Origin of the sequence: Acinetobacter sp. CIP-A165 (assembly GCF_000367985.1) — a bacterium.
In the GTDB taxonomy this organism is placed as follows: domain Bacteria; phylum Pseudomonadota; class Gammaproteobacteria; order Pseudomonadales; family Moraxellaceae; genus Acinetobacter.
Genome location: NZ_KB849200.1, coordinates 454,267 through 478,115, shown reverse-complemented (window position 1 = coordinate 478,115; position 23,849 = coordinate 454,267). Strand labels below are relative to the sequence as shown.

17 protein-coding genes, 5 pseudogenes and 2 other annotated features are annotated in these 23,849 nt (G+C 46.7%); of the genes and pseudogenes, 6 read left to right on the top strand and 16 right to left on the bottom strand.

The features are described from left to right. Positions 1–7 precede the first annotated feature (7 nt). Positions 8–919, bottom strand: coding sequence for a pyrroloquinoline quinone biosynthesis protein PqqB (pqqB, locus tag F991_RS02100; RefSeq protein WP_004668462.1), 912 nt, complete (start codon positions 917–919; stop codon positions 8–10). A gap of 75 nt (positions 920–994) precedes the next feature. Further along, the gene (pqqA, locus tag F991_RS02095) at positions 995–1,069 is read right to left on the bottom strand and encodes a pyrroloquinoline quinone precursor peptide PqqA (RefSeq protein WP_001982218.1); all 75 of its coding nucleotides are present in this window, start codon (positions 1,067–1,069) and stop codon (positions 995–997) included. Between the two features lie 446 nt (positions 1,070–1,515). On the opposite strand from pqqA, the gene F991_RS02090 reads away from it, so the two are divergent. Further along, positions 1,516–3,252, top strand: a complete 1,737-nt coding sequence (locus F991_RS02090) for a hypothetical protein (protein ID WP_004668459.1) — start codon at positions 1,516–1,518, stop codon at positions 3,250–3,252. A 66-nt stretch (positions 3,253–3,318) separates the two neighbouring features. Here F991_RS02090 and F991_RS02085 read toward each other — a convergent pair whose 3' ends face one another. The 5 genes from F991_RS02085 to F991_RS02065 all read right to left on the bottom strand — a co-directional run bounded on the left by F991_RS02085 (position 3,319) and on the right by F991_RS02065 (position 7,746). After that, the gene (locus F991_RS02085; RefSeq protein WP_004668457.1) at positions 3,319–3,963 is read right to left on the bottom strand and encodes an MBL fold metallo-hydrolase; all 645 of its coding nucleotides are present in this window, start codon (positions 3,961–3,963) and stop codon (positions 3,319–3,321) included. 29 nt (positions 3,964–3,992) lie between these two features. After that, positions 3,993–5,009: a ferrochelatase gene (gene hemH / locus F991_RS02080; protein ID WP_004668456.1), complete on the bottom strand. Its 1,017-nt coding sequence runs from the start codon at positions 5,007–5,009 to the stop codon at positions 3,993–3,995. Positions 5,010–5,079: 70 nt separating this feature from the next. After that, the gene (locus F991_RS02075) at positions 5,080–6,108 is read right to left on the bottom strand and encodes a DUF4062 domain-containing protein (protein WP_004668455.1); all 1,029 of its coding nucleotides are present in this window, start codon (positions 6,106–6,108) and stop codon (positions 5,080–5,082) included. Between the two features lie 103 nt (positions 6,109–6,211). Further along, positions 6,212–7,090 (bottom strand): glutamate racemase, encoded by an 879-nt coding sequence (gene murI / locus F991_RS02070; protein ID WP_004668454.1) that lies wholly within the window; start codon positions 7,088–7,090, stop codon positions 6,212–6,214. A gap of 44 nt (positions 7,091–7,134) precedes the next feature. Next, a complete protein-coding gene (locus F991_RS02065; protein WP_004668452.1) occupies positions 7,135–7,746 on the bottom strand; it encodes a DUF1285 domain-containing protein in 612 nt (203 codons plus the stop codon). 188 nt (positions 7,747–7,934) lie between these two features. Here F991_RS02065 and F991_RS02060 point away from each other — a divergent pair, with 188 nt between their 5' ends. Next, positions 7,935–9,647 (top strand): electron transfer flavoprotein-ubiquinone oxidoreductase, encoded by a 1,713-nt coding sequence (locus F991_RS02060; protein WP_004668450.1) that lies wholly within the window; start codon positions 7,935–7,937, stop codon positions 9,645–9,647. A gap of 152 nt (positions 9,648–9,799) precedes the next feature. On the opposite strand, the gene F991_RS02055 is transcribed toward F991_RS02060, so the two are convergent. Both F991_RS02055 and F991_RS02050 read right to left on the bottom strand, forming a co-directional pair. Then, the gene (locus tag F991_RS02055; RefSeq protein ID WP_004668449.1) at positions 9,800–9,991 is read right to left on the bottom strand and encodes a zf-HC2 domain-containing protein; all 192 of its coding nucleotides are present in this window, start codon (positions 9,989–9,991) and stop codon (positions 9,800–9,802) included. Then, positions 9,985–10,230: pseudogene (locus tag F991_RS02050) on the bottom strand (sigma factor-like helix-turn-helix DNA-binding protein); the annotation flags it as partial. The gene F991_RS02055 and the pseudogene F991_RS02050, both read right to left, overlap by 7 nt. A gap of 49 nt (positions 10,231–10,279) precedes the next feature. On the opposite strand from F991_RS02050, the gene F991_RS02040 reads away from it, so the two are divergent. Further along, positions 10,280–11,499, top strand: a protein-coding gene (locus F991_RS02040) for an IS3 family transposase (protein ID WP_155757136.1) whose coding sequence is annotated in 2 segments (ribosomal slippage) — positions 10,280–10,556 and positions 10,556–11,499 — 1,221 coding nt in all. Because the reading frame shifts where the segments join, the coding sequence is not laid out codon by codon here. Further along, positions 10,555–10,671 (top strand) — a sequence feature (AL1L pseudoknot). (Overlaps the previous gene by 117 nt.) A gap of 157 nt (positions 11,500–11,656) precedes the next feature. Here F991_RS02040 and phoA read toward each other — a convergent pair. Together phoA and F991_RS02030 are read right to left on the bottom strand one after the other, a co-directional pair. Next, on the bottom strand, positions 11,657–13,147 hold the full coding sequence (phoA, locus tag F991_RS02035; protein ID WP_004668447.1) for an alkaline phosphatase: 1,491 nt from the start codon (positions 13,145–13,147) through the stop codon (positions 11,657–11,659). Between the two features lie 182 nt (positions 13,148–13,329). Further along, positions 13,330–14,412: pseudogene (locus tag F991_RS02030) on the bottom strand (hypothetical protein); the annotation flags it as partial. Between the two features lie 51 nt (positions 14,413–14,463). Between F991_RS02030 and F991_RS02025 the strand changes: the two are divergent. Further along, a pseudogene (locus tag F991_RS02025) lies at positions 14,464–14,616 on the top strand (IS3 family transposase); the annotation flags it as partial. A 32-nt stretch (positions 14,617–14,648) separates the two neighbouring features. Here F991_RS02025 and F991_RS02020 read toward each other — a convergent pair. From F991_RS02020 to F991_RS02005, 4 genes are all read right to left on the bottom strand, one after another. Beyond that, complete coding sequence (locus F991_RS02020; RefSeq protein WP_004213592.1) at positions 14,649–17,618, bottom strand: Tn3 family transposase; 2,970 nt, start codon at positions 17,616–17,618, stop codon at positions 14,649–14,651. Positions 17,619–17,620: 2 nt separating this feature from the next. Further along, positions 17,621–18,178, bottom strand: coding sequence for a recombinase family protein (locus F991_RS02015; RefSeq protein ID WP_004213590.1), 558 nt, complete (start codon positions 18,176–18,178; stop codon positions 17,621–17,623). 129 nt (positions 18,179–18,307) lie between these two features. Next, the gene (gene lspA / locus F991_RS02010) at positions 18,308–19,384 is read right to left on the bottom strand and encodes a signal peptidase II (protein ID WP_004641914.1); all 1,077 of its coding nucleotides are present in this window, start codon (positions 19,382–19,384) and stop codon (positions 18,308–18,310) included. Then, on the bottom strand, positions 19,381–21,789 hold the full coding sequence (locus F991_RS02005; protein WP_004641917.1) for a heavy metal translocating P-type ATPase: 2,409 nt from the start codon (positions 21,787–21,789) through the stop codon (positions 19,381–19,383). Before F991_RS02005 ends, lspA begins: the two co-directional genes overlap by 4 nt. Before the next feature lie 85 nt (positions 21,790–21,874). Between F991_RS02005 and cadR the strand changes: the two genes are divergently transcribed. Beyond that, positions 21,875–22,315, top strand: a complete 441-nt coding sequence (gene cadR, locus F991_RS02000; RefSeq protein ID WP_004641918.1) for a Cd(II)/Pb(II)-responsive transcriptional regulator — start codon at positions 21,875–21,877, stop codon at positions 22,313–22,315. 45 nt (positions 22,316–22,360) lie between these two features. Further along, positions 22,361–23,433 (top strand): annotated as a pseudogene (locus F991_RS01990) (IS3 family transposase); the annotation flags it as partial. Next, positions 22,489–22,605, top strand: a sequence feature (AL1L pseudoknot). (Overlaps the previous pseudogene by 117 nt.) 4 nt (positions 23,434–23,437) lie before the next feature. On the opposite strand, the pseudogene F991_RS01985 reads toward F991_RS01990, so the two are convergent. Beyond that, a pseudogene (locus F991_RS01985) lies at positions 23,438–23,848 on the bottom strand (sigma-70 family RNA polymerase sigma factor); the annotation flags it as partial. Position 23,849 lies beyond the last annotated feature (1 nt).

Sequence of the window (23,849 nt, the reverse complement as noted above, 5' to 3'; positions counted from 1 at the left end):
ATTCACCTTAGAGTTCAATCTGCATGCCGTCATAGGCAACCTCTACCCCATGCGCTTTCAGTTCAGCACATTGAGCAGAATCTTCATTTAAAATTGGATTGGTATTATTAATATGGATCAGCACTTTTTTAGGTCGCTCAAGCTGATTCAAATAAGACAACGAACCACCTTCACCACTGATATAGAGATGCCCCATTTCACGACCCGTTTTAACCCCTACACCCGTTTGCTGCATTTCATCATCAGTCCAGAGTGTGCCGTCAATCATGACGCAGTCTGAATCACGCATAATCTGCATAATCAACTCATCAATTTTTCCAAGCCCCGGTGCATAAAACAATTGCTTTTGCGTTTTATGGTCTTTAATGATCAAGGCAATATTATCGCCTTCATGCGGATCATGGCGATGAGGTGAGTATGGCGGCGCGGCACTTTGGATAATGAAAGGCAAAAACTCGAGCTGCTCAAAACCATCAATTTTAAAGGCCTGTTTCGGATCAATCTGGTGATATTGCAGTCCACCATTCCAGTGTTTCAGCATATTAAAAACAGGAAAACCACTGCTCAAATCTTGGTAGACCATCTCGGTACACCAAACATCCATTGGGCAACCTTCACGCAAGGTAAGTAAGCCAGTGGTGTGGTCGAGTTGGCTATCCATTAAAATGACGCTGCGAATTCCAGTATCACGTAACTGACGAGCAGGCTGTGCGGCTTTAAAATCAAACAATTGCTGGCGGATATCAGGCGATGCATTCAGCAAAATCCAATCTGTGCCATTTTCAGAAATCGCAATCGAAGACTGAGTACGCGCTTTGGCGGAAATCGTACCTGTACGAACGCCATGACAGTTGGGACAATTACAATTCCACTGAGGGAAGCCGCCTCCAGCTGCCGAACCTAAAACATAAATATGCATAAAATTAATATCTTATTAGAAAAAGATAAGCCCTAGAACATGACTAGGGCTTATGAAATATTCGAATGAAGGTGATTAACGCGCTTCGAAATACATGGTCACTTCGAAACCGATACGTAAATCAGTAAAAGCTGGTTTAGTCCATTGCATGAAATCGTCTCCAATGAGATTCATCTTGTGAAATTAAACACTTGATTCAATTTAAATGAAGTATTCAAAAAATCATTCTAAATAAAAATAGCGGCTTTGTAGACAAGCTTGTACGAAGATATTGTTCGATAATTGTGATTTTTGTTCAAATTTTAGTATTCATCACAGCGCAATCCACCACGCATTCAGCTTATATCAAAGAATAAATAGAAAAATCAAAAAGATAAATTAAAAGAAATTAAGCAATAAAAACTTACACTTTTAAAATATGTGAATTACATCACAGTAATTTACTTTTTCATGATGCTGTGCAAATCTTAATCCAATGTTGCATAGATAAACAAATAGGGTTTAAGCCCAAAAACGTGTACATCATGCTGATCCAATCGCATTGTTTGATATCGGCCCAGTTTATAAAAAATATTAAAATTTAACAGGATGTGTAAATGAATAATAATATCCCCTATCAGCTTAAAGTTTTGGCAACACAAATTGATCCCCACTTAGATCAAGATTGGCAGCGCTCATTACAAGCTTTATTTTCCGACATTTCTCCGCAAGATCGTGAGAACATTTGCCAACACATCCTGCAACACAAGAAAATCCACTGGAATAGAAAAGACAATACCTTCTCATCACTGACAAAGCCTGACCTCAATGTGCTGAGCGAAAAAATTCACTATCCGTATATTAAAATGTTGCTCAACAAGATCATTGATTCTTTAGAAAGACTCCGACAGTACCATGATATTTACGAAATCTCAGACTATCTTGAGAATATCCTAAGTCAGATCAATAACATAGACACGGAAGATGATTTTGATTTGCAAGCACAGAAAAATCAGATTCTAAAGGAGTTTATCTATGTCGCTGCACAAATGATCCTTGCCAAAGAACATATCGCGCTTCCAAACAACCATCGAGGTATTAATAACGATATTATCAAGACATTTATTACTGAGGTTTTTCTCAAACAACAGCTTTTAAAATACACGTTTAATATTATTCGCTCACATCAATTAAGAGAGGAAAAAAACCATCTCCTTAAATACGTCCTGTATAAGCAACAAAAAACCAAACAACTGGATATCGTCAAAACCTCTAAATATATATTCGCACTTGCACCAAGCACCAAAGGTATTGTAAATACCTTTTCGATTCGACGATTTTTACAAGAAGAGCAATTTGAAGCCTGTGAAAATATCTATGTGAATGCCGCAATCCTGCATCTCGATCAAATCGACGATAGCTCACAGCAACAGCAGTTCCTCTGGCAGATCAACCATATCATTACCATCGATAAACAAGTGAACCACTATGTGTCCGATATTGTTCGTAATATCGAACTGTATACAGACAAAGTACTGCTGCCCTTCTTGATGGAACCACTCAACCCAAAAGGTATTTTTATTGAAAAATTGGTAGAACAACGGTTGATCGATTTTGAGCAAAAATTATGTCGTAATATTCTTGAGCCGATTGCAGATGCGCTAAAGCACTCAGTACATCACACAGACGAATGTCATTATTTATATATCAGTATGAAACAAACGCTGGATGAGATTATCCGCCATTTTATTGCGTTCCAATCACAACCTTCGATCATCTGCAATAAACACGTCCACCTTTTTGTCGCTCGACTCAAATCTTATGCAACGCTGCTGCACAAACGGCACGCCGATATTTTCACGGTATTTTCTTATGATGAATGGAAAAAGCATCATGCAGAGGCACTCGAACCGACCAATATGCTGAAAGATATTAGTACGCACTCTTTACAAGAATACAAGGATGCTTTCTCGGAACTAAAAGAAAACCAACGCCAGTTAAAGCAAAGTGTTAGCTTCTTAAACAAGCTATTCAACAAACCACAAAAAATAAAGGACAAGATCCTCAAGCTCAAAGAAAAAACGTCTCAAATTAAGAAAAATGCACATCAGGAAATCATTCGTATGCAACGACGCTTTCCTTCGTTAATTGTTTATTTAGAGTTTGAATCACTGATCTCGGTGAATCACAAAGAGCGACACTATGCCTTTCCAACAGGCGATAATGGCATTACCCGTTTACCTATTCTGATCCAAATTCCAGAAGACAAAGCCTCTTTTGATTTGCAAAGTATTTGTAATAGTTTGAATTTTGATATGAGCCTAGCCAATCAGAAATGGCTTGAAACGATTTGATCTGCTCACCGAAATGATGGAAATATGCTTCTGTATAACTGCTATACAGAAGCATATTTCAACGGCTTAACCCGCTTTACTGGCAACAAATGGATTAAATTGTTTTTCGTAGCCAATGGTGCTGATCGGACCATGACCTGAAATAAACTGAGTTTCATCAGGCAAACTAAAGCACTCACGTTGAATTGAATCCAACAATTGCTGATGATTGCCTTTTGGAAAGTCGGTACGTCCAATTGAACCTTTAAACAGAACATCACCTGTCCAAAGTAAACCATGCTGTGCATTGTAGAACATCACATGACCCGGCGTATGACCCGGTGCAAAACGAACTTCAAATTCATCCTCACCCAGTTTTAGTACCTCTCCACCCTCTAACCATTGATCGACTTTGACAGGTTGCGGAATGGGAAATCCATAACGAGCCGAAACTTCCTGAATCATATCCAACCAAAACTGATCTTCTTTATGCGGACCGATCACAGGAATTTTCCATGTTTCAGCAAGCTCCCCGACTGCACCCGCATGATCTAAATGTCCATGGGTTAACCACAAAGCTTTCACCTTTAAGCCTAAATCCTCAACTTCTTTTTTGAGAACGGCAGCATCCCCACCTGCGTCGATCAAAACCGCTTCTTTGCTCTCACTATCCCAAAGGATAGAACAATTTTGAACAAATGCAGTAACAGGGACGATTTTGACTTGCAGCATAACAACCTCTGGCAGAGTAAAGCATCGACTTAACGATGGGCTAAGGTATGGGTGAGTGCGTCAAGATTAGCCTGAACCAGACTGGCAAGCAAATCTATATGTGCCTGATCAGTATTGAGTGCCGCAATATAAGCATATTCTCCGCCTCCAGCATGCTGGAAAATTTCTTTGTTTTGCATCGCAAGCTCTTCCAGCGTTTCTAAACAGTCCGCTGAAAAGGCAGGACTCAAGACCTGAACTGATTTAACTTTTTGCTCACCCCACTGCTCAAGCAGCGTGTCGGTATAGGGTTTGACCCATTCTTGTTTACCGAAACGTGACTGAAAGCTAATCGCCCATTCATCCTCATTTAAATGCAAGGCTTCAGCTACTAAACGTGCTGTGACTCGGCAACGATCTGCATAAGGATCACCTTTGTCAGCATACGGTTGCGGAATGCCATGAAAAGACATGAGTAATTTCTCAGGCTTACCATGTTGAAGCTGGTAGTTGGTCACACTGTCTGCCAATGCTTGAATAAATAAAGGGTGCTGATAATAATCTTTAATGAGGGTGATACCCGGTAAATGACGTTGCTTAGGCATCCATTTAGCAAAAGCATCAAACAACGGTGCGGTTGATGTAGCTGAGTATTGCGGAAACAAAGGCAATAAAATTACATGCTCCTGCGGATCTTGTTCAAGTTGTGCTAGAACGTTATAAATACTCGGCTGACCATAGGTCATGGCAGGAACAACATTCAGATCAAAATGATGATTTTCATCTTCTAAACGTTGTTTAATCAATTGTGCTTGTTCAAGCACAATTTCTCGCATCGGGGAATCTTTTGACCAAACCGATGCATAAGCTTCGGCCACACGCTTAGGACGAAAAGTCAGCACAAATAATCGTAGAATAATCCACCAAAGTGCTTTAGGAATCTCAATCACACGCGTATCAGATAAAAACTGCTTTAAGAAACGACGTACTGCTGGCGCAGTAGGTTCATCTGGCGTACCTAAATTTGCCAGAACCACAGTCACTTTAGGTTTTGGTGTCGCTGACATAGATCGCATCCGCTTTTCATTGAGTTTATTCAATTACTTTAGCAGTTTTCGCGCCTTTTTATAAATTGGTTTAATGCATTGTCTTAAACTGAAAAACCCGATTACTATCCAATACATTACTTTCTAAAAGTTTTTGCCCTTTTGTGGTCAATTGCCAAAGCATACGCTGGCGATCATCCCGTCCTGTCGGAATAATCCATTCATTTTGGCGCATTTGTAACTTGATCTCGTGCAACGCTCGAATATTCAGTTGAGCACGTGATACCGCATGCGCTCTTGGCATTTCTTTTCGCGCATCATCCAAGCCTGTTTCATTTAAATACTCGTTCATGCGTTTCGAAAAATATTCTTCTGGCGTTGGGATTACAAACGCAGTCCCCAGTACATTTAACAACTGCGCCCATGTCATTTTTCGATGAGGTCTCACTTCTTTGAAGTTACCATCCTGATAAGCATGCATCCGATATTCAAATGCATATAATTCATACATCGAGACTTTCGGTACGCTGGTCAGTGGATCTGCTTCTCGACTACCAAGCTCTGTTTCAAGTTGTTTGACTTTAGCGCGTAAAGTATCAATTTCATCACGTAACACTTGGGTATTTTGAGGACGAACCCAGCCAACCACAGGATAACGCTCTAACATTTGCGGCATAGCCGAACGTACTGCAAGTTCCAAATCTCTTAAAGTACGATAACAAAACACTTGATCAACTTCGTGTTGCAGCTGCTTTCTAAACTCTTTGAATTTTTCTTTTAATTCAGCTTTATGATCATGCAATTGCGCCTCCCTAGATTCAGGCTCTTCATGCATAAACACAACAATCGGTTTTTGTTTGGTCATGGCATAAATATATTCCAGATGCATATAGCCCACACCTGAAACTGACTGCTCACCATACTGACTTCCCAATAAAATCACCACATAATCACAGTCATCAATCTGACGACGAGCAATCGAGGTACTAAGCGGTGTTCGCTGTTCTAACCCCCATGAGAAAAAACCCATACCAACCAAAGTCTGGGCTAAAACCGCTCGTTCTGGCTGCATTTCATGACCAGATGTCGAAATAAAGACTTGATAACGAGTATCTTGCATAGGCTAAGCCCCAATTCACTTATCAATAATATCAAGTTCTAATCTTGATTTTTGTTAAAAGATAACCCCGATAAAATATAAAATATGGTTCGATTTGGCACTTTCATGTGCTCACAACATCCAAATTTTGAATCGTCCATGTTATTTGTTTTGGTATAAGACGCTGTAGTACGGGTTCTAATACGACAGCATTGTTACCACTGACAAAACATTCAATACGTGCAAAACTATGACGCATTTTGTCAGATAATAACCTATTTTTTATCAAAATATATGCAGTTTGTCTCGCAACTGCTTGCCCTGAATCAATTAATTTTAACTTTTCATCAAAAACCTGACGAATCGCCTCTTTTAAAAATGGATAATGAGTACAACCCAACACCAAAAAATCAGCATCTTGATCAATCACAGGTTGCAAAACTTGCTGTAGTACTGACAAGCATGCTTCGCTCAATTGCTGCCCAGCCTCAACAAAAGGTACGAGTTCTAAACTGGTCACGGTTAACACTTTCACGCCTGCAGGTTCAGCAAAATGAGACATCACATCTTTAATCAGTTGTCCACGAAACGTAGCAGGCGTCGCCAACACAGCAACCACCTTGGTCTGCGTTTGGATCACCGCAGGTTTCAATGCAGGAACTAAACCGATTATCGGGAAGCGCTCGCCATAATGATCACGCAAATAATCTAAACTAAATGCTGAAGCCGTATTACAGGCCACCACTGCAACCTTACAACCTTGGCGGTATAACCACTCGATCGCTTGCGCTGTGAGTTGACGAATCTCCTGATCTGAACGAGCGCCATAAGGCACATGCTTGGTATCAGCATAATAAAGGATCCGTTCATTTGGTAAATGCTGAGCAATCTCTTGCGCAATCGACAGTCCACCGACCCCTGAATCAAAAATCCCAATCGGTGCATCTGAGCATGCATGAGGCATAGGGTCTAATAAAAGCGGCATCGCTTGAACGGCAGTCATACAAATCATTGGTACTTGTTTATTCGCTCTTTTAAGCTTAAACCTCAGGTGCTTAAATGCAAGACCAAATCACCACTTTTTAATGTTAAAACTGCCTCACCTTGCGCATTTTCAGACAAGTTACCGTAGTTAATCAGATGATAAAAACTCTGCCGCTGAATCAAGGCATTCATCCCAAAGCGCACATGTACATAAGGGCGTAGCTCTCCCTCATATTCACGCATATAAATAGGATGTTGTTGATCCACAATCACCACATCTTGGTTGGTCGTTGTGAGCTGCAAATAGGTCTTGCCTTCGATCTCAATCTGATCGGCCTGATTAATCAATAAAGGCTCATCTTCAACCTCGATTTCAATCTGTTCTACAGGTGTTTTGAGATAAAACTTTCCATCTTCTTTCCATAACACTTTACTAAACAGATCAAGTAATGCTTGTCGCTTGATCAATTGACCTTCGTGCCACCATTCACCATTGGCTTTTATCTGCAAATCCATTTTGCCACAATGCTTTGGATGCCATTGGTCTAAAGGTGGAATTGACCTTTTGTGACTTTGCTGTACATCTTTTAAGTATTGTGCAATGTTCATTAAGTTTTTATCATCAGGAAACACGATTTTTCCTGTATTCTGTGAAGAATCATTTTCATTTATCATAGTTTATGCCTTGCTGACGAGAAAATATGACCGCTCAGCCAATTGGCGAGATCAAGGTTTAAAACTATACTATCCCAAACGTTTGCAAGCACAATAGATTCTTTTTGTGTTTGGCAATTCAGAACACTCATGGCAGCACCGAATCACAATATTACGGTTGCCACCCCTAAAAATATGAGGAGTCCTACATGGAACACATCGAACGTGAAGCGATGGAGTTTGACGTAGTGATCGTAGGTGCAGGGCCTGCGGGTTTATCTGCTGCGATTAAAATTCGTCAATTAGCGATTGAAAACAACCTACCTGACCTTTCTGTTTGTGTTGTTGAAAAAGGCTCTGAAGTAGGTGCGCATATCCTTTCTGGTGCTGTACTTGAACCACGTGCCATGAATGAATTGTTCCCAAATTGGAAAGAAGAAGGTGCGCCACTCAATGTCCCTGTGACTGGCGACGAAACTTATTTCTTATTGTCTGATACTAAATCACAAAAGATGCCGTATTGGATGGTACCTAAATCAATGCATAACGAAGGGAACTATGTTATTTCTCTCGGCAATGTGGTGCGTTGGTTAGGTCAAAAAGCTGAAGAATTAGAAGTATCAATCTTCCCTGGTTTTGCTGCATCTGAAATCCTTTACCACGAAGATGGTACGGTAAAAGGCATTCAAACTGGTGATATGGGCATTGGCAAAAATGGTGAGCCAACGCATAACTTCACACCGGGCTATGAATTACATGCCAAATACACTTTGTTTGCTGAAGGTTGCCGTGGTCATCTCGGCAAACGCTTGATTGCAGGTTTTGCACTGGATCGTGATGTTGACCCACAGCATTATGGCATCGGGATCAAAGAACTTTGGGAAATCGATCCAGCTAAACATAAAGAAGGTTTAGTGATGCACGGTGCTGGCTGGCCATTGTCTGAAACTGGCTCTGCTGGCGGTTGGTGGTTATATCACGCTGAAAACAACCAAGTGACCTTGGGTATGATTGTCGATCTTTCTTATGAAAACCCACACATGTATCCGTTTATGGAAATGCAGCGTTGGAAAACTCATCCAGTCATCAAACAGTACTTAGAGGGCGGTAAACGTATTTCTTACGGCGCACGTGCTGTAGTCAAAGGCGGCTTTAACTCGCTACCTAAATTGACTTTCCCAGGCGGCTGCTTGATCGGTGATGATGCTGGTTTCTTGAATTTCTCGAAAATCAAGGGCTCACACACTGCCATGAAGTCAGGCATGTTATGTGGTGAGGCAGTATTTGAAGCGATTGCTGCGGGTGTTGCTAAAGGTGGTGATCTTGCGATTGCACGTGTAACTGAAGGCGACGATCACTTTGCCAAAGAACTCACCGCTTATACTGAAAAATATGACAATTCTTGGTTAAAAGAAGAGTTATATAAAGCGCGTAACTTCGGTCCTGCGATGCATAAGTTTGGGACATGGGTGGGTGGTGCATTTAACTTTATCGACCAAAATATCTTTAAAGTGCCATTTACCTTGCATGACTTAAAACAAGATTATGCAACACTAAAAACAGTAGATGCCACAACGTTCAAACCGAACTATCCAAAACCAGATGGCAAGCTTACTTTTGACCGTTTATCATCTGTATTTGTATCGAATACAGTACATGAAGAAAACCAACCGGCTCACTTAAAGTTGACCAATCCTGAAACACCAATTCAGGTTAACTTGCCGAAGTGGGATGAGCCTGCACAGCGTTACTGCCCTGCTGGTGTGTATGAAGTCATGGAAAATGATGATGGTTCTAAGCGTTTCCAAATTAACGCTGCGAACTGTGTTCACTGTAAGACGTGTGACATCAAAGACCCATCACAGAACATTACTTGGGTAACACCTGAAGGTGGCGGTGGTCCGAATTATCCAAATATGTAATAGAACAGCTACCTTCTCTGCAAAAGCATAGCTTTTACACTTGCGGCAGGACAAAGCGTTGCTTTGTTCTTCCTGCCTCAGGTGGCGGTGGTCCAAACTATCCGAATATGTAAGTGCCATAAAAGCCTCAATTCGTTGAGGCTTTTTATTGTCTAATCTTTTTTCACTTCATCAACTTTTTTAAATTCTTTAGTAAGTAGGCTTAATATTTTCATTTGCTTTCCAAAACGACGACATGAACGGCACATCATTACATGGAGCTGCAAAGCACTTTGCTCTTTAAATACCAATTGCCTATCCTGCTGTTCAGAAAGTAATTGCGTCGCTTGTCGACAAGTCAACATGAGCAATCCTCCTTGAGTAACCATTTATTTTCCAAACACTCACGTAACCTTGCTCGGCTACGGTACATCAAAACATTAAGATGAGAAGTACTGAGTCCTAGCTTTGCGCATATTTCATCAGAACTCAGTTCAATCATCTCTCTCAACATAAATACTTGCGCATACTTCGCAGGCAAATGATTTAAACAGGCATCAAGAACAACCCAAAAATCATGCTGCTCCATCATTTCCTCAGGACTGAACCGTACCAGGTTTGTCGGAGACTCAATATTCTGAGAGACTATTCCGATGAAAAAACCAAACTATACCCCCGAAATTAGAGAAAGAGCGGTTCAATTACTAATTGAATCTGAAAAAGATTATCCTTCTACTTGGGCAGCAATCACAGCTATTGCTCCTAAAATCGGTTGTACTCCTGAAACATTGCGTGTTTGGTATTTAAAGCATATGGATCAACTAAATCCTGCCAAAGTACAACAGATATCTGACCAAGAAAAAATGAAGCAAATGGAACGTGAAATTAAAGAATTAAAGCGTGCCAATGAAATTCTACGCAAAGCAGCCGCTTTTTTCGCCCAGGCGGAGCTCGACCGCCCACACAAATAATGGTGGATTTTATCCATAACAATAAAGATCGATATGGTGTTGAAGCGATTTGTAGAATTTTACCGATTGCAGCTTCGACCTATTATCGGGCTTTAGATCTCGTTGATAACCCAGAACATCGAGCGAAACGTGCTCTGCATGATTTACATCATGCAGAGCAAATCAAACGTATTTGGAAAGAAAGTTTAGGTCGATATGGTGTACGTAAAGTTTGGCAAAAATTGAAACGTGAAGGCTATGTTATTGCACGTTGTACAGTTGCTCGATTGATGAAAAAGCTAGATATACAAGGTGTTTGGCGTGGTAAGAACAAACAAACTACCCGCAGCCGAGATGATCAAAAACGAGCAGATGATTTAGTGAAACGGAATTTTAGTGCTGATCGACCTGACCAATTATGGGTCAGTGACTTTACGTATATTCAAACCAATTCTGGCTGGGTCTACACCGCATTTATTATTGATGTGTTCTCGCGAACAATTGTTGGATGGAAAGTATCAACACGGATGAATACAGATATGGTACTTGATGCACTGGAGCAAGCATTGCATGATCGAGGCATGCCAAAGAATGTGATTCATCATTCCGACAGAGGTGTGCAATATCTTTCCATTCGCTATACCAATCGTTTAGAAGCAGCAAATTTACGAGCATCAGTCGGTACAACGGGTGATTCATACGATAATGCTCTGGCTGAAACGGTGAATGGCTTATACAAAACAGAGGTGATTGAATATTTAAAAGCAGATTGGCAAGGTTTAGCGGATGTACAACTTGCGACATTAAATTGGGTAGATTGGTTCAATAAAAAGCGTGTACACAGTGCACTGGGTTATGTATCGCCTTTTGAGTTTGAAGCAATGTACTATGATAAGATTAATCCGTTAGGTCAGGTGGCCTAACTTAAATAAAAAAGTCTCCGATAAACCCGGTACGGTTCACTTGAATCATCATGTTGGAAAGAGTATAGCATTCACATTAATGGTTATTTATGTGCATGACTCAATTTCCATAGATAAAAACGACCACAAATATTGTGGTCGCCTTAATTGGTACTGTTTATCTTGAGGCGTTTTGTTGAATGCCTAACGCATCACGGATAATAAAGAATAAATCTGTTTGATCTAGTAAGCCAGATACGTTCGCAGCACGTGGTCCATAAGCCGCAATACGGACTTGTGCACCAGTATGATGTTGACTTGAACCCTCTGGAGCGGTGCCATAGTTGATTGCCATTGCAACCCCATCTTTGGTTTTCAGAGCTGCAGTTTGTCCTGGGCTATCTCCATTTATTGGTATAATTTGGCTTGTATGTGCATGATCACCTGTTACAACAATCAATGTCTCGCCGTGTTCTTTTGCAAATTTAAGAGCAACTTGAATGGCTTCATCAAGCTGTACAGTTTCACCAATTTGTCCACATGGATCGGCTGCATGATTTCGTTTATCAATAGAACCGCTTTCAACCTGTAAAAAGAAGCCCTTTTCATTGTTGCTTAATAGCTCGATCGCTTTTTCTGTCATTTGTGCCAAGCGTGGTGTTTGAATAGAAAAGGCACTATTATCTCGGCAGCTTTCAGCACCTTTGTTATGTCCATTTAATTGTGTTACTGGACCACTCCAGATAACGGGAAGGTTGCCATCGGCGAATAAGCCGAGTAAAGGCTGGTTTTGATTGGCACTATCAACTGCTTTTAACGAGTTTAGGTCTTCAACAATACGATAATTTTCTAATTTTGCGCGTTCAAGTAAGGTCTTATCTTTGAAAGGACCAGCTTTTGCAACTTCATAGAATGTTTTCTTGCCGCCCCCTAAAGTAACGTCAGCACGTGTTGTTAAAAGCTGTTCTGTGATCGAACCTAATCCACCATTTTCCAATGCACTTTCAGGACAGCGTTTAGTGGTTTCATTTGGTCCATAACACTTACGTGCGCTGATATGCGAGACTAAAGCCGCAGGGGTTGCATCTTGCAGTTCTGTGGTGGTTACATTACCTGTTGCAAATCCAGCTTTTTTTGCTAGCTCTAATAGTGTTGCATGATGGTTTCCGCGAATATCTAGGCCTAAGGCATTGTTATAAGTTTTAATTCCAGAAGCCCATGCAGTTGCGGATGCTGCGGAGTCGGTCACGTAATCAACTTTGCCATCTTTATTTAATGAATAAGTCGTATAGCTTCCAGTGAAAGGTAAGACGTCTAAGCCTTTAAAATAACCAGCCGCACCTTCTGCATAGTTTCGTGCTGCGGTGATTTCAGAATCGCTCGTACCATCACCAATAAATAGAATTACATGCTTGACGGTTTTGTCACTCAGAGACTCTCGCATTGCTTGAGTACGTTCTTTTTTTAAGCGAGTTGCTCCGCCAAATTCACTAACATTACCATTTGCACCAACTTCAAGAAGTTCACCATCAAATTGAGGTGTTGTTACGGGTGGCTTTGGTTTTTCTAAAGGTTGATTTGATGATGAATAATTATTGTCATCTCCGCCACATGCGGTAAATAATAGGGAGGTGATTAATATAGGTAAAAGTAATGGTTTTAGTTTCAAAGTTTTTTCTCTAAAAATTAGTTAATAAGTAAACTAATTAATAGATATGAAGTTTTGGTTAACATTTGATGACGGTTTAATGACAATAAAAATTAATATTTCTAACAATGAATGAAAATTTGATTTCTTAATCTAAATCAGGCAATCAAAAATGATGTTTCAATTGCCTGATTTAAGTATGATTAGCTGAAATTACATTGTAACTGTGTACTTTGTAATTGGTCTGGTGCTTTTCGACTATCCAAACCTGCACTGGCACTTAATACTTGATTTTCTTTAAGGTGTAATTGAACAAATTCATATTGAAGTTCGCCTTGCTTAGGCTCAGGGGAGCTGCTATTTAGTAGATACTCGTGATCAGCTTTATTCACTCTTAATAAATTATCTGTGCTGTCACCATCTAACTTGGATCGAAACTTTTGATTATCTTTTATAAGTTCAATCCAGCCATCGGCTCGAACATTAAGCTGACAATTTTGGGTACTGTCTTGGTAATGACCAATGAGATATTCAATCGTTGGTAAAGAGTGATTAATCAGATTGATGCCGATTAAACCTTGTTTACAAGGGTAGATTGAGCCATTACATGTTGCACTGGTATCTGCAAAACCGACAGCACGACGATAATCACCAGCACCATTCAAGCGAACACTTGAGGGTGTGGATGGATCAGCAATTGGCATGACACCAGCATAAGTGCGTTGTTGTAAGTTGCTGTAGTTTTTGGGATTAGTGCTGCTTTGGTTAAAAGAGTCAGCAAGCTCAAGCACTGCCTGCTTTAATGAAGCTGCATATTGCTCACGCGCATTTTTTTGAGTGGTTCCAATACCAATAATTGTGTTTTTGGCGGGATCAATGTTGTCAGGTGTGGTTGCGACCAGTGAGGTTAAAGGTGCTGGATCACCACGAAGCGTTTTTCCATCCAGGTAACCATCTCTTAAATCAATAGCCAGATTATGAGCAAATTCGACAAAGCTATTGTCCGGGTATGTGTTGGCCCACTGACGTAAATAACCAAAACTCAGATAGGTGTTTGCGTATAAAGCAGTTTTTAAATGAGCATCTTGAGGTGAAAATACGTGAAAAAGAGTAGTTGCTTCTACATTTGGGATATCAAGATTTTTAAAGGCACTTAATAGTGCGGCATCTACATCACCTGTCGCAAGATCAAGTTGATTTGCTGTGATGAGCATAGGATATTGGTTTTCATCAGTAGGTAATTGTCCTGAACGTACCAATGCTCTTTGATATATCGCTTCAGAACTTTGAACCGTACCAGGTTTGTCGGAGACTCAATATTCTGAGAGACTATTCCGATGAAAAAACCAAACTATACCCCCGAAATTAGAGAAAGAGCGGTTCAATTACTAATTGAATCTGAAAAAGATTATCCTTCTACTTGGGCAGCAATCACAGCTATTGCTCCTAAAATCGGTTGTACTCCTGAAACATTGCGTGTTTGGTATTTGGGATCGTCTCAGAAAACGGAAAATAAAGCACGTTAAGCCGGTGGCAGTGGTCGCAACGGTCTGAACTTACCTGCGCCGACCTTGGTGCTGCTGCGCCAGAGGTAATCGCCGGTCAGATTGATGTGTTCCCACCCCAGCGGTGACAGGTATTGAAACAGCGTCTCGTCTACCGGTTTGCCGTGCCCGTTCAAAGCATTGGTTGCCCGTTCCAGATAGGCCGTGTTCCAAAGCACGATGGCCGCCGTTACCAGATTGAGGCCGCTGGCCCGGTAGCGTTGTTGCTCAAAACTGCGGTCGCGGATTTCGCCCAGTCGGTTGAAGAACACCGCCCTGGCCAGCGCGTTGCGCGCCTCGCCTTTGTTGAGTCCGGCCTGCACGCGGCGGCGCAGCTCCACGCTTTGCAGCCAATCCAGTATGAACAGCGTGCGCTCAATGCGCCCCAGCTCGCGCAGTGCAACGGCCAGTCCGTTCTGACGCGGATAGCTGCCGAGCTTGCGCAACATCAGCGAGGCCGTCACCGTACCCTGCTTGATCGAAGTGGCGAACCGCAAGATTTCATCCCAATGGGCGCGTATCTGCTTGATGTTCAGCCGGTCGCTGCTAATCATCGGCTTGAGCGCGTCATAGGCGGCATCGCCCTTTGGGATGAATAGCTTGGTGTCGCCCAGGTCTCGGATACGTGGCGCGAATCGGAAGCCCAGTAGGTGCATCAGGCCGAAGACATGATCGGTAAAGCCCGCTGTGTCGGTGTAGTGCTCCTCGATCCGCAAGTCCGACTCGTGGTACAGCAGGCCATCGAGCACATAGGTTGAATCACGCACGCCGACGTTGACTACCTTGGTGCTGAAGGGCGCGTACTGGTCGGAGATATGGGTATAAAACGTCCGGCCTGGACTGCTTCCATACTTCGGGTTGATATGCCCGGTGCTCTCCGCTTTGCTGCCGGTTCTGAAATTTTGGCCATCCGACGATGACGTGGTGCCATCGCCCCAGTTTCCGGCAAAGGATTGCCGGAACTGCGCGTTGACCAGTTCGGCCAGCGCCGTTGAGTACGTTTCATCCCGGATGTGCCAGGCTTGCAGCCACGACAGCTTGGCGTAAGTCGTGCCTGGGCAGGACTCGGCCATCTTGGTTAGCCCGAGATTGATGCCATCAGCCAGGATCGTCGTCAGCAGCAAGGTTTTGTCCTTGGCCGTGTCGCCGGTCTTCAGATGCGTGAAATGCCGGGTGAAGCCTGTCCACTCATCAACTTCCATCAGCAGTTCGGTAATCTTGACGTGTGGCAGCAGCATCGCCGACTGGTCGATTAGGGCTTGTGCGGTCTCCGGCACCGCCGCGTCCAGCGGCGTGATCTTCAGGCCGGACTCGGTAATGATGGCATCCGGCAGATCATTGGCCGCCGCCATGCGGTTGACGGTGGCAAGCTGCTGTTCCAGCAATGCCAGTCGGTCGTGCAAATACTGATCGCAATCGGTGGCCACTGCCAGCGACAATTCGTTGGCCAGCTTCAGAGTAGCGAACTTCTCGGCCGGCACCAGGTACTCATCAAAGTCCTTGAACTGGCGCGAACCCTGCACCCAGACATCGCCTGATCGCAGCGCGTTCTTTAGCTCTGACAGGGCGCACAGCTCGTAGTAGCGCCGGTCAATGCCATCGTCCGTGAGCACCAGTTTCGCCCAGCGTGGCTTGATGAATGCGGTCGGCGCGTCGGCGGGCACCTTGCGGGCGTTGTCGCTGTTCATGCCGCGAAGCACCTCGATGGCATCGAGTACGCCCTTGGCGGCTGGTGCCGCCCGTAACTTAAGTACGTCCAGGAACTGCGGCGCGTAGCGGCGCAACGTGGCGTAGCTTTCACCGATGCGATGCAGAAAGTCGAAGCTCTCCGGCTGCGCGAGCTTTTGCGCCTCCGTGACGCTGGCGGCGAAGGTATCCCACGGCATTACGGCCTCGATGGCGGCGAACGGATCGCCGCCGCTCTGTTTGGCTTCCAGCAAGGCTTGGCCGATGCGGCCATACATCCGAACCTTGTCATTGATCGCCTTGCCGGAAGCCTGAAACTGCTGCTGATGCTTGTTCTTGGCGGCGTTGAATAGTTTGCCAATGATGCGGTCGTGCAGGTCGATGATTTCGTCGGTGACGGTGGCCATACCTTCAATGGCCAGCGAAACCAGAGTGGCATAGCGTCGTTGCATCTCGAACTTTGCCAGATCGGCAGGCGTCATCTGCCCACCCTCACGGGCGATCTTGAGCAGGCGGTTCTGGTGAACTTGTCGCTCGATGCCTGCGGGAAGGTCAAGCGCCTGCCAAGCCTTGAGGCGTTCGATGTGTTCAAGCATATGCCGAGAGTTCGGCTTGACGGGCGACTGGCGCAGCCATGCCAGCCACGTCAATTTGCTGCCGTCCTTGCGCTTGAGAAGTTCGTCCAGGCGCTGACGGTGGAGCGATAACAAAGAATCGGTCAACGCCGCGTAAATACGCCGGTTGGCACGGGTGATGGCCTCGGCGCTCGCGCGCTCGATGGCATTCATGGCGGGCAGGATGATGCTCTGCCGCCGCAGGTTTTCGACAAGGGTGCTGGCCAGCACAATCCCTTTATCGGTCTGCAAGGCCAGCTCGGTCAATGTATGCACGGCTTGCCGGTAGTGACTCATGGTGAAGGGCTTGAACCCGAACACCGTTTGCAGCTCGACCAAGTGCTCCCGCCGCGTCTGCTCGCGCTGGCCGTAATCGTTCCAACTTTCCACCGGCACCTTGAGTTGTGCGGCCACCATGCGCAACAGGGGCGGAAACGGAGGCTCATCGATGCCCAAGAAGATGCCAGGGAATCGCAAGTAGCAAAGCTGCACGGCGAAGCCCAATCGATTCGCAGCGCCGCGACGCTGGCGGATCACCGATAGGTCGGTTTCGTTGAACGTGTAGTGCCGTATCAGTTCGTCTTTGGCATCTGGTAGTGCCAGCAGGCTTTCGCGCTCGGTGGCGGACAGGATTGAGCGGCGCGGCATGATCAGTCTTCCCGCAGGTACTGGTACAAGGTTTCGCGACTGATGCCGAAGTCACGGGCCACCAAGGTTTTTTGATCGCCTGCCGCGACTCGCTGTTTCAACTTGGCAATTTGTTCGCTGTTCAGCGATTTCTTTCGTCCCCGGTAGGCACCGCGCTGCTTGGCCAGCACGATTCCCTCGCGCTGGCGTTCGCGGATCAGTGCGCGCTCGAACTCCGCAAAAGCCCCCATGACCGACAGCATCAAATTGGCCATCGGTGAGTCATCGCCGGTGAACGCCAGCCCTTCTTTGACAAACTCCATCCGCACGCCCCGTTGTGTCAGCCCCTGAACGATGCGGCGCAGGTCATCGAGATTGCGTGCCAACCTGTCCATGCTGTGCACCACCACGGTGTCGCCCTCGCGCACAAAGGCCAGCAGCCTTTCAAGTTCGGGACGTTGCGTGTCCTTGCCGGAAGCCTTATCGGTGAATACCTTACCGACTTCGATTTGCTCCAGTTGCCGATCAGGGTTCTGGTCGAAGCTGCTGACGCGGATATAGCCAATGCGTTGACCTTGCAAGGTGCCTCCAAAGGTAAAAGTGTCAGGATGAAATCCATTACCCTTGGCGGCTTGTGTCAATAAATACAAACTACAACTCTATTCTGACGTGCTTTGCGCCAAGCATCTGACATCAGGTTAGGGTATAGCTTAACCGGACACCTCGGCCTCTGTGCCTTTACTGCTTTTCGGTACAACCGTCAAGAACAGGCAGAGCGCTCCGATAGTTATCGCCACATCAGCGAGGTTGAAGGCGGGCCAGTGCGCAAGTCGCCAATGGAAGTCAAGGAAATCAACAACCTGTCCACGCAGCACACGATCCGCGACATTGCCCAGCGCACCGCCGAGGATCAGGCTGTATCCCATCGCTTCGAGACGGGGCAATTGCTGGCACAGCATGCGTCCCAGCCAAGCAGAAACGACCAGGCCCAGCGTGATGAAAAAGTAACGTTGCCAGCCGCCAGCGTTCGCCAGAAAGCTGAATGCCGCGCCGGGATTCAGGACATGGACGAAGTTGAAGAAGGGCGTGACTTCGACCTGTTCACCGTAGGCAAACGTGCGGGTGATGGCGAACTTTGCGAGCTGATCGGTCATGACAGCACTGGCGGCCACTGCGAACCAGACCCAAGTCGATGTGCGGCGAGCCGATTGCCACACAGGGACGGCCAGCGGCATCAGCCACCCGGCGAGCGCCGTGCAACTCAATCCAAGTACCCACCCCGCCAGCACATCGGCAGGAAAGTGCATTCCGGCTGCGATGCGTGACCAACCGACCAATGCGGCGTACAACACCAAGCCGATGCGGCCACGACGGCCTATCAAAGGCCAGAGCGCGCCGACCACCAGCGCGGCATAGGTGGCATGCCCGCTGGGCAGGCTGTAGTGAAGCTCGATGTCCCCGATGACGCGCACCATGTCGCCAAGGACGGCAGGCGGGCGTGGAAAGTTGAGCCATAGCTTCAAGATGGTGGCGGCCAGTAACGCCAGCAAGAAGGCTGCGCTAAAACCAATAAGGCGATGCCGAACGGCCCTGCCATGCGTCGGGTTGGTGGCCGACTTCGACCACCACCACAGACCCAGCAGCATCAGCGGCGCTGTCCAGTAACTTCCCACGAGGCTGAAGAACCACGCCAGCGGCCCCAGCGCGGCAGGCGTACCCGTGTTGATGGCTTGAAACATCGCGATGTTCAGACCACCCCAGTCATAGAGAAAGAATTTCCAACTCATCGGCGCAACAGCCTCAAGCCATTGCCAACGACGAGCAAGCTGGCCCCCATGTCAGCAAACACAGCCATCCACATGGTCGCGTGACCCGTGAAGGTGAGCACCAGAAAGACTGCCTTGATGCCAAGGGCCAGCACAATGTTTTGCATCAGCACCTGCGCCGTCGCACGCGACAGGCGCACGAAGGTCGGAATTTTGCGCAGGTCATCGTCCATCAGCGCCACATCAGCCGTTTCGATGGCGGTGTCGGTGCCAGCGGCTCCCATGGCAAAGCCGATATCCGCACGCGCCAAGGCCGGTGCATCGTTGATGCCATCACCGACCATGCCAACCTTGCCGCTTCGGGCCAGTTGCTCCACTTCGCGCAATTTGTCATCTGGGAGTAGGTTGCCTTGCGCACGGTCGATTCCGGCTTGTGCGGCAATGGCCTGTGCCGTATGGGGGTTGTCGCCGGTCAGCATCATGGTGTTGATGCCCAGTGCGTGCAGCTCGGCGATAGCGCTCCTGCTGCTGTCCTTGATGGTGTCCGCTACGGCGAATAAGGCATGTACCCCTTTTGCGCCTACCAACATCACGACGGTCTTGCCAGCGGTTTCCAGCGCAGCGATGCGCTGCTCCAGCTCTGGTGTGCACTGCCCCAGCTCTTCAAGCATTCGGTGGTTGCCCAGATAGTAGGTCTCCCCGTCGATTTGGCCTTGCACACCCCGACCGGGCAGCGCGCTGAACTCGGCCACGTCGAGCAAGGCAACCCCATCCCGCTGCGCAGCCTGCGCCACCGCTTTGGATACCGGATGGTCTGAGCGGGCCGCCAGACTGGCAGCGATGCTGCGGCTATCGGAGGCGGCGAGTGCGTTGCCCCATGCGACAAAATCGGTCTGAGCAGGCTTGCCGTGCGTGATCGTGCCGGTCTTGTCCAGAGCCAGCCAGCGCAGCTTGCGGCCTTCTTCCAGATAGACACCGCCCTTAACGAGAATGCCGTGGCGGGCAGCGGCGGCCAAGCCGCTGACGATGCTGACCGGCGTGGAGATCACCAAGGCGCATGGGCAGGCAACCACCAGCAGAACCAGTGCACGGTAAATCCAGTCCATCCATGCCGCGCCCATGAAAAGCGGGGGCAGCAGTGCGACGGCAATGGCTAGGGCGAACACGAGAGGCGTGTACCAACGGGCGAACTGATCGACAAAACGCTGGGTCGGCGCACGGCTACCTTGTGCAGCCTCTACCGCGTGAATGATGCGGGCCAAAGTGGAGTTGTTGGCCAAGGCGGTGACGCGGTACTCGAAGGAACCAGATTCGTTGATCGTGCCCGCAAACACCGGATCGCCGGGGGACTTCTCGACCGGGAGGCTTTCGCCCGTGATCGGGGCTTGGTTGACCGTGGAGCGTCCGTCTAGCACCTCGCCATCGAGCGCGATGCGCTCACCCGGTTTGACCCTGACTCGGCTGCCAATGGCGATTTGCTTGGCACTTACCTCTCGCCAAGTGCCGTCAGGCTGCTGCACCGTGGCCTGCTCCGGGGTCAGGTCGAGCAGTCCACGGATGGCGTTACGGGCGCGATCCAATGACTTGGCCTCGATCACCTCGGCCAGCGCGAAGAGCACCATTACCATCGCAGCTTCGGGCCAGTGGCCGATGAACATAGCACCCGTGACGGCAATCGACATCAGGGCGTTCATGTTGAGGTTACGGTTCTTGAGCGCGATCCAGCCCTTCTTGTAGGTGGACAGCCCCCCCGTCAAGACCGCGACAAGCGCCAGGATGACGACTGACCAATGATTGCCGTCGTGGAACCAGTAGACCGCTTCGGCCGCCGATGCAGCGATGAGGGAAATGCCGAGCGGCCACCAGTTGGTCGGCGTTGTCACAGGGGACGCGGATGGCGACGCGGCCACGGCCTTGTCCTCGACCTGCGCCTCGAATCCGAGTGCTTGTAGTGCCACAAGCACATCCGGCAGAACCCCGTCAGCATGGCGTACCGACAACGTGCGCTGCATCAGGTTGAAATCGAGATTGGCAACCCCGGCCACGGTGCCGAGCTTGTTGCGGATCAACGCCTCTTCGGTCGGGCAATCCATCTTGGCAATGGACAGCTTGGTCGTCTGCTCGGCCGACGCCTGATCCATGCGCACAGCTTGCATGCCGATGGCCTTCAGTGCCTGCTCAACGGGAGACAGCGAAGGCAATTCGTGCCGCACGGCCAAGGTACGCTGCATCAGGTTGAACTCAAGACCAACCACACCCGCCAGCCCAGCCAGCTTGCCTCGGATCAGCGCCTCTTCCGTGGGGCAATCCATGTTCTCGATGCGGTACACCGCTTGAGCCGATCCGGTTGCCAGCGGGGCTTGTGCCGTGGGTTGGATGATTGGCCCAGTCGAGCAGCCACACCCCTTTGAAGCGCATTCGCTCATGGATAACTCCTTCAAATCGTCTATTCAGCCTCCATTAAAAACTCTATAGTCGCTATAGAGTCAAGTGAAAAATGGAGATTGAGGCATGGAAATCAGAATTGGCGACCTCGCCAAGCGCTCTGGGTGCGAGGTCGTGACCATCCGCTACTACGAGAAGAAAGGGCTACTGCCGAAGCCAGCGCGAAGCGGTGGCAACTTCCGGCTGTACGGTGAGGCGCACATTGAGCGCTTGCAATTCATCCGTCATTGCCGTTCGCTCGACATGACGTTGAGCGAGATTCGCGCATTGCTGGGTCTGCGAGACAACCCGATGCAGGACTGTGGGGAGGTCAACACGCTGCTGGAGGCCCATATTCAACAGGTGGAAATGCGTGTGTCCGCGCTGTTGCAGTTAAAACGGCACTTGGTTGATTTGCGCGAGAAGTGTTCTGGCTCTCGATCTGTAGAGGCGTGCGGCATTTTGCAAGGGTTGGGCAATTGCAATTGCCATGGTGAAAGTGCCACGAACAGTCAAACATCTGGGTAAGTAAGGGCTTAGCGTGCTTTATTTTCCGTTTTCTGAGGCGACCCCTATTTAAAGCATATGGATCAACTAAATCCTGCCAAAGTACAACAGATATCTGACCAAGAAAAAATGAAGCAAATGGAACGTGAAATTAAAGAATTAAAGCGTGCCAATGAAATTCTACGCAAAGCAGCCGCTTTTTTCGCCCAGGCGGAGCTCGACCGCCCACACAAATAATGGTGGATTTTATCCATAACAATAAAGATCGATATGGTGTTGAAGCGATTTGTAGAATTTTACCGATTGCAGCTTCGACCTATTATCGGGCTTTAGATCTCGTTGATAACCCAGAACATCGAGCGAAACGTGCTCTGCATGATTTACATCATGCAGAGCAAATCAAACGTATTTGGAAAGAAAGTTTAGGTCGATATGGTGTACGTAAAGTTTGGCAAAAATTGAAACGTGAAGGCTATGTTATTGCACGTTGTACAGTTGCTCGATTGATGAAAAAGCTAGATATACAAGGTGTTTGGCGTGGTAAGAACAAACAAACTACCCGCAGCCGAGATGATCAAAAACGAGCAGATGATTTAGTGAAACGGAATTTTAGTGCTGATCGACCTGACCAATTATGGGTCAGTGACTTTACGTATATTCAAACCAATTCTGGCTGGGTCTACACCGCATTTATTATTGATGTGTTCTCGCGAACAATTGTTGGATGGAAAGTATCAACACGGATGAATACAGATATGGTACTTGATGCACTGGAGCAAGCATTGCATGATCGAGGCATGCCAAAGAATGTGATTCATCATTCCGACAGAGGTGTGCAATATCTTTCCATTCGCTATACCAATCGTTTAGAAGCAGCAAATTTACGAGCATCAGTCGGTACAACGGGTGATTCATACGATAATGCTCTGGCTGAAACGGTGAATGGCTTATACAAAACAGAGGTGATTGAATATTTAAAAGCAGATTGGCAAGGTTTAGCGGATGTACAACTTGCGACATTAAATTGGGTAGATTGGTTCAATAAAAAGCGTGTACACAGTGCACTGGGTTATGTATCGCCTTTTGAGTTTGAAGCAATGTACTATGATAAGATTAATCCGTTAGGTCAGGTGGCCTAACTTAAATAAAAAAGTCTCCGATAAACCCGGTACGGTTCAGACTTTGCCATGCTTGAGGTCTTTCGGATTTGTGCCAGTGCCCAGCAGCGTCAAATAATGCATCGACACTTAGCTCACTTTCATCATCATTGAATAACTCACTCATTGTAACGAGGCGAGTCTTTTGCCGAATTAAATCAACAATCTTATTTTTTAAAATCGCAAATACCCAAGTTTTAAAAGCAGCACGGCCAGAAAAAGATGCAACATGCTGCAAGGCGCTCAGCAAAGCTTCTTGAACCACATCCTCAGCTTGATGAAATGATGCGAGTTGTAAAACTGCAAATTTCATCATTTGCTGTCTAAGATCAGTTAAATATTCTGTATTTTTTAATTGCTGATTCAGATCAACATTTTCAACTGAGGCTAGAGACATT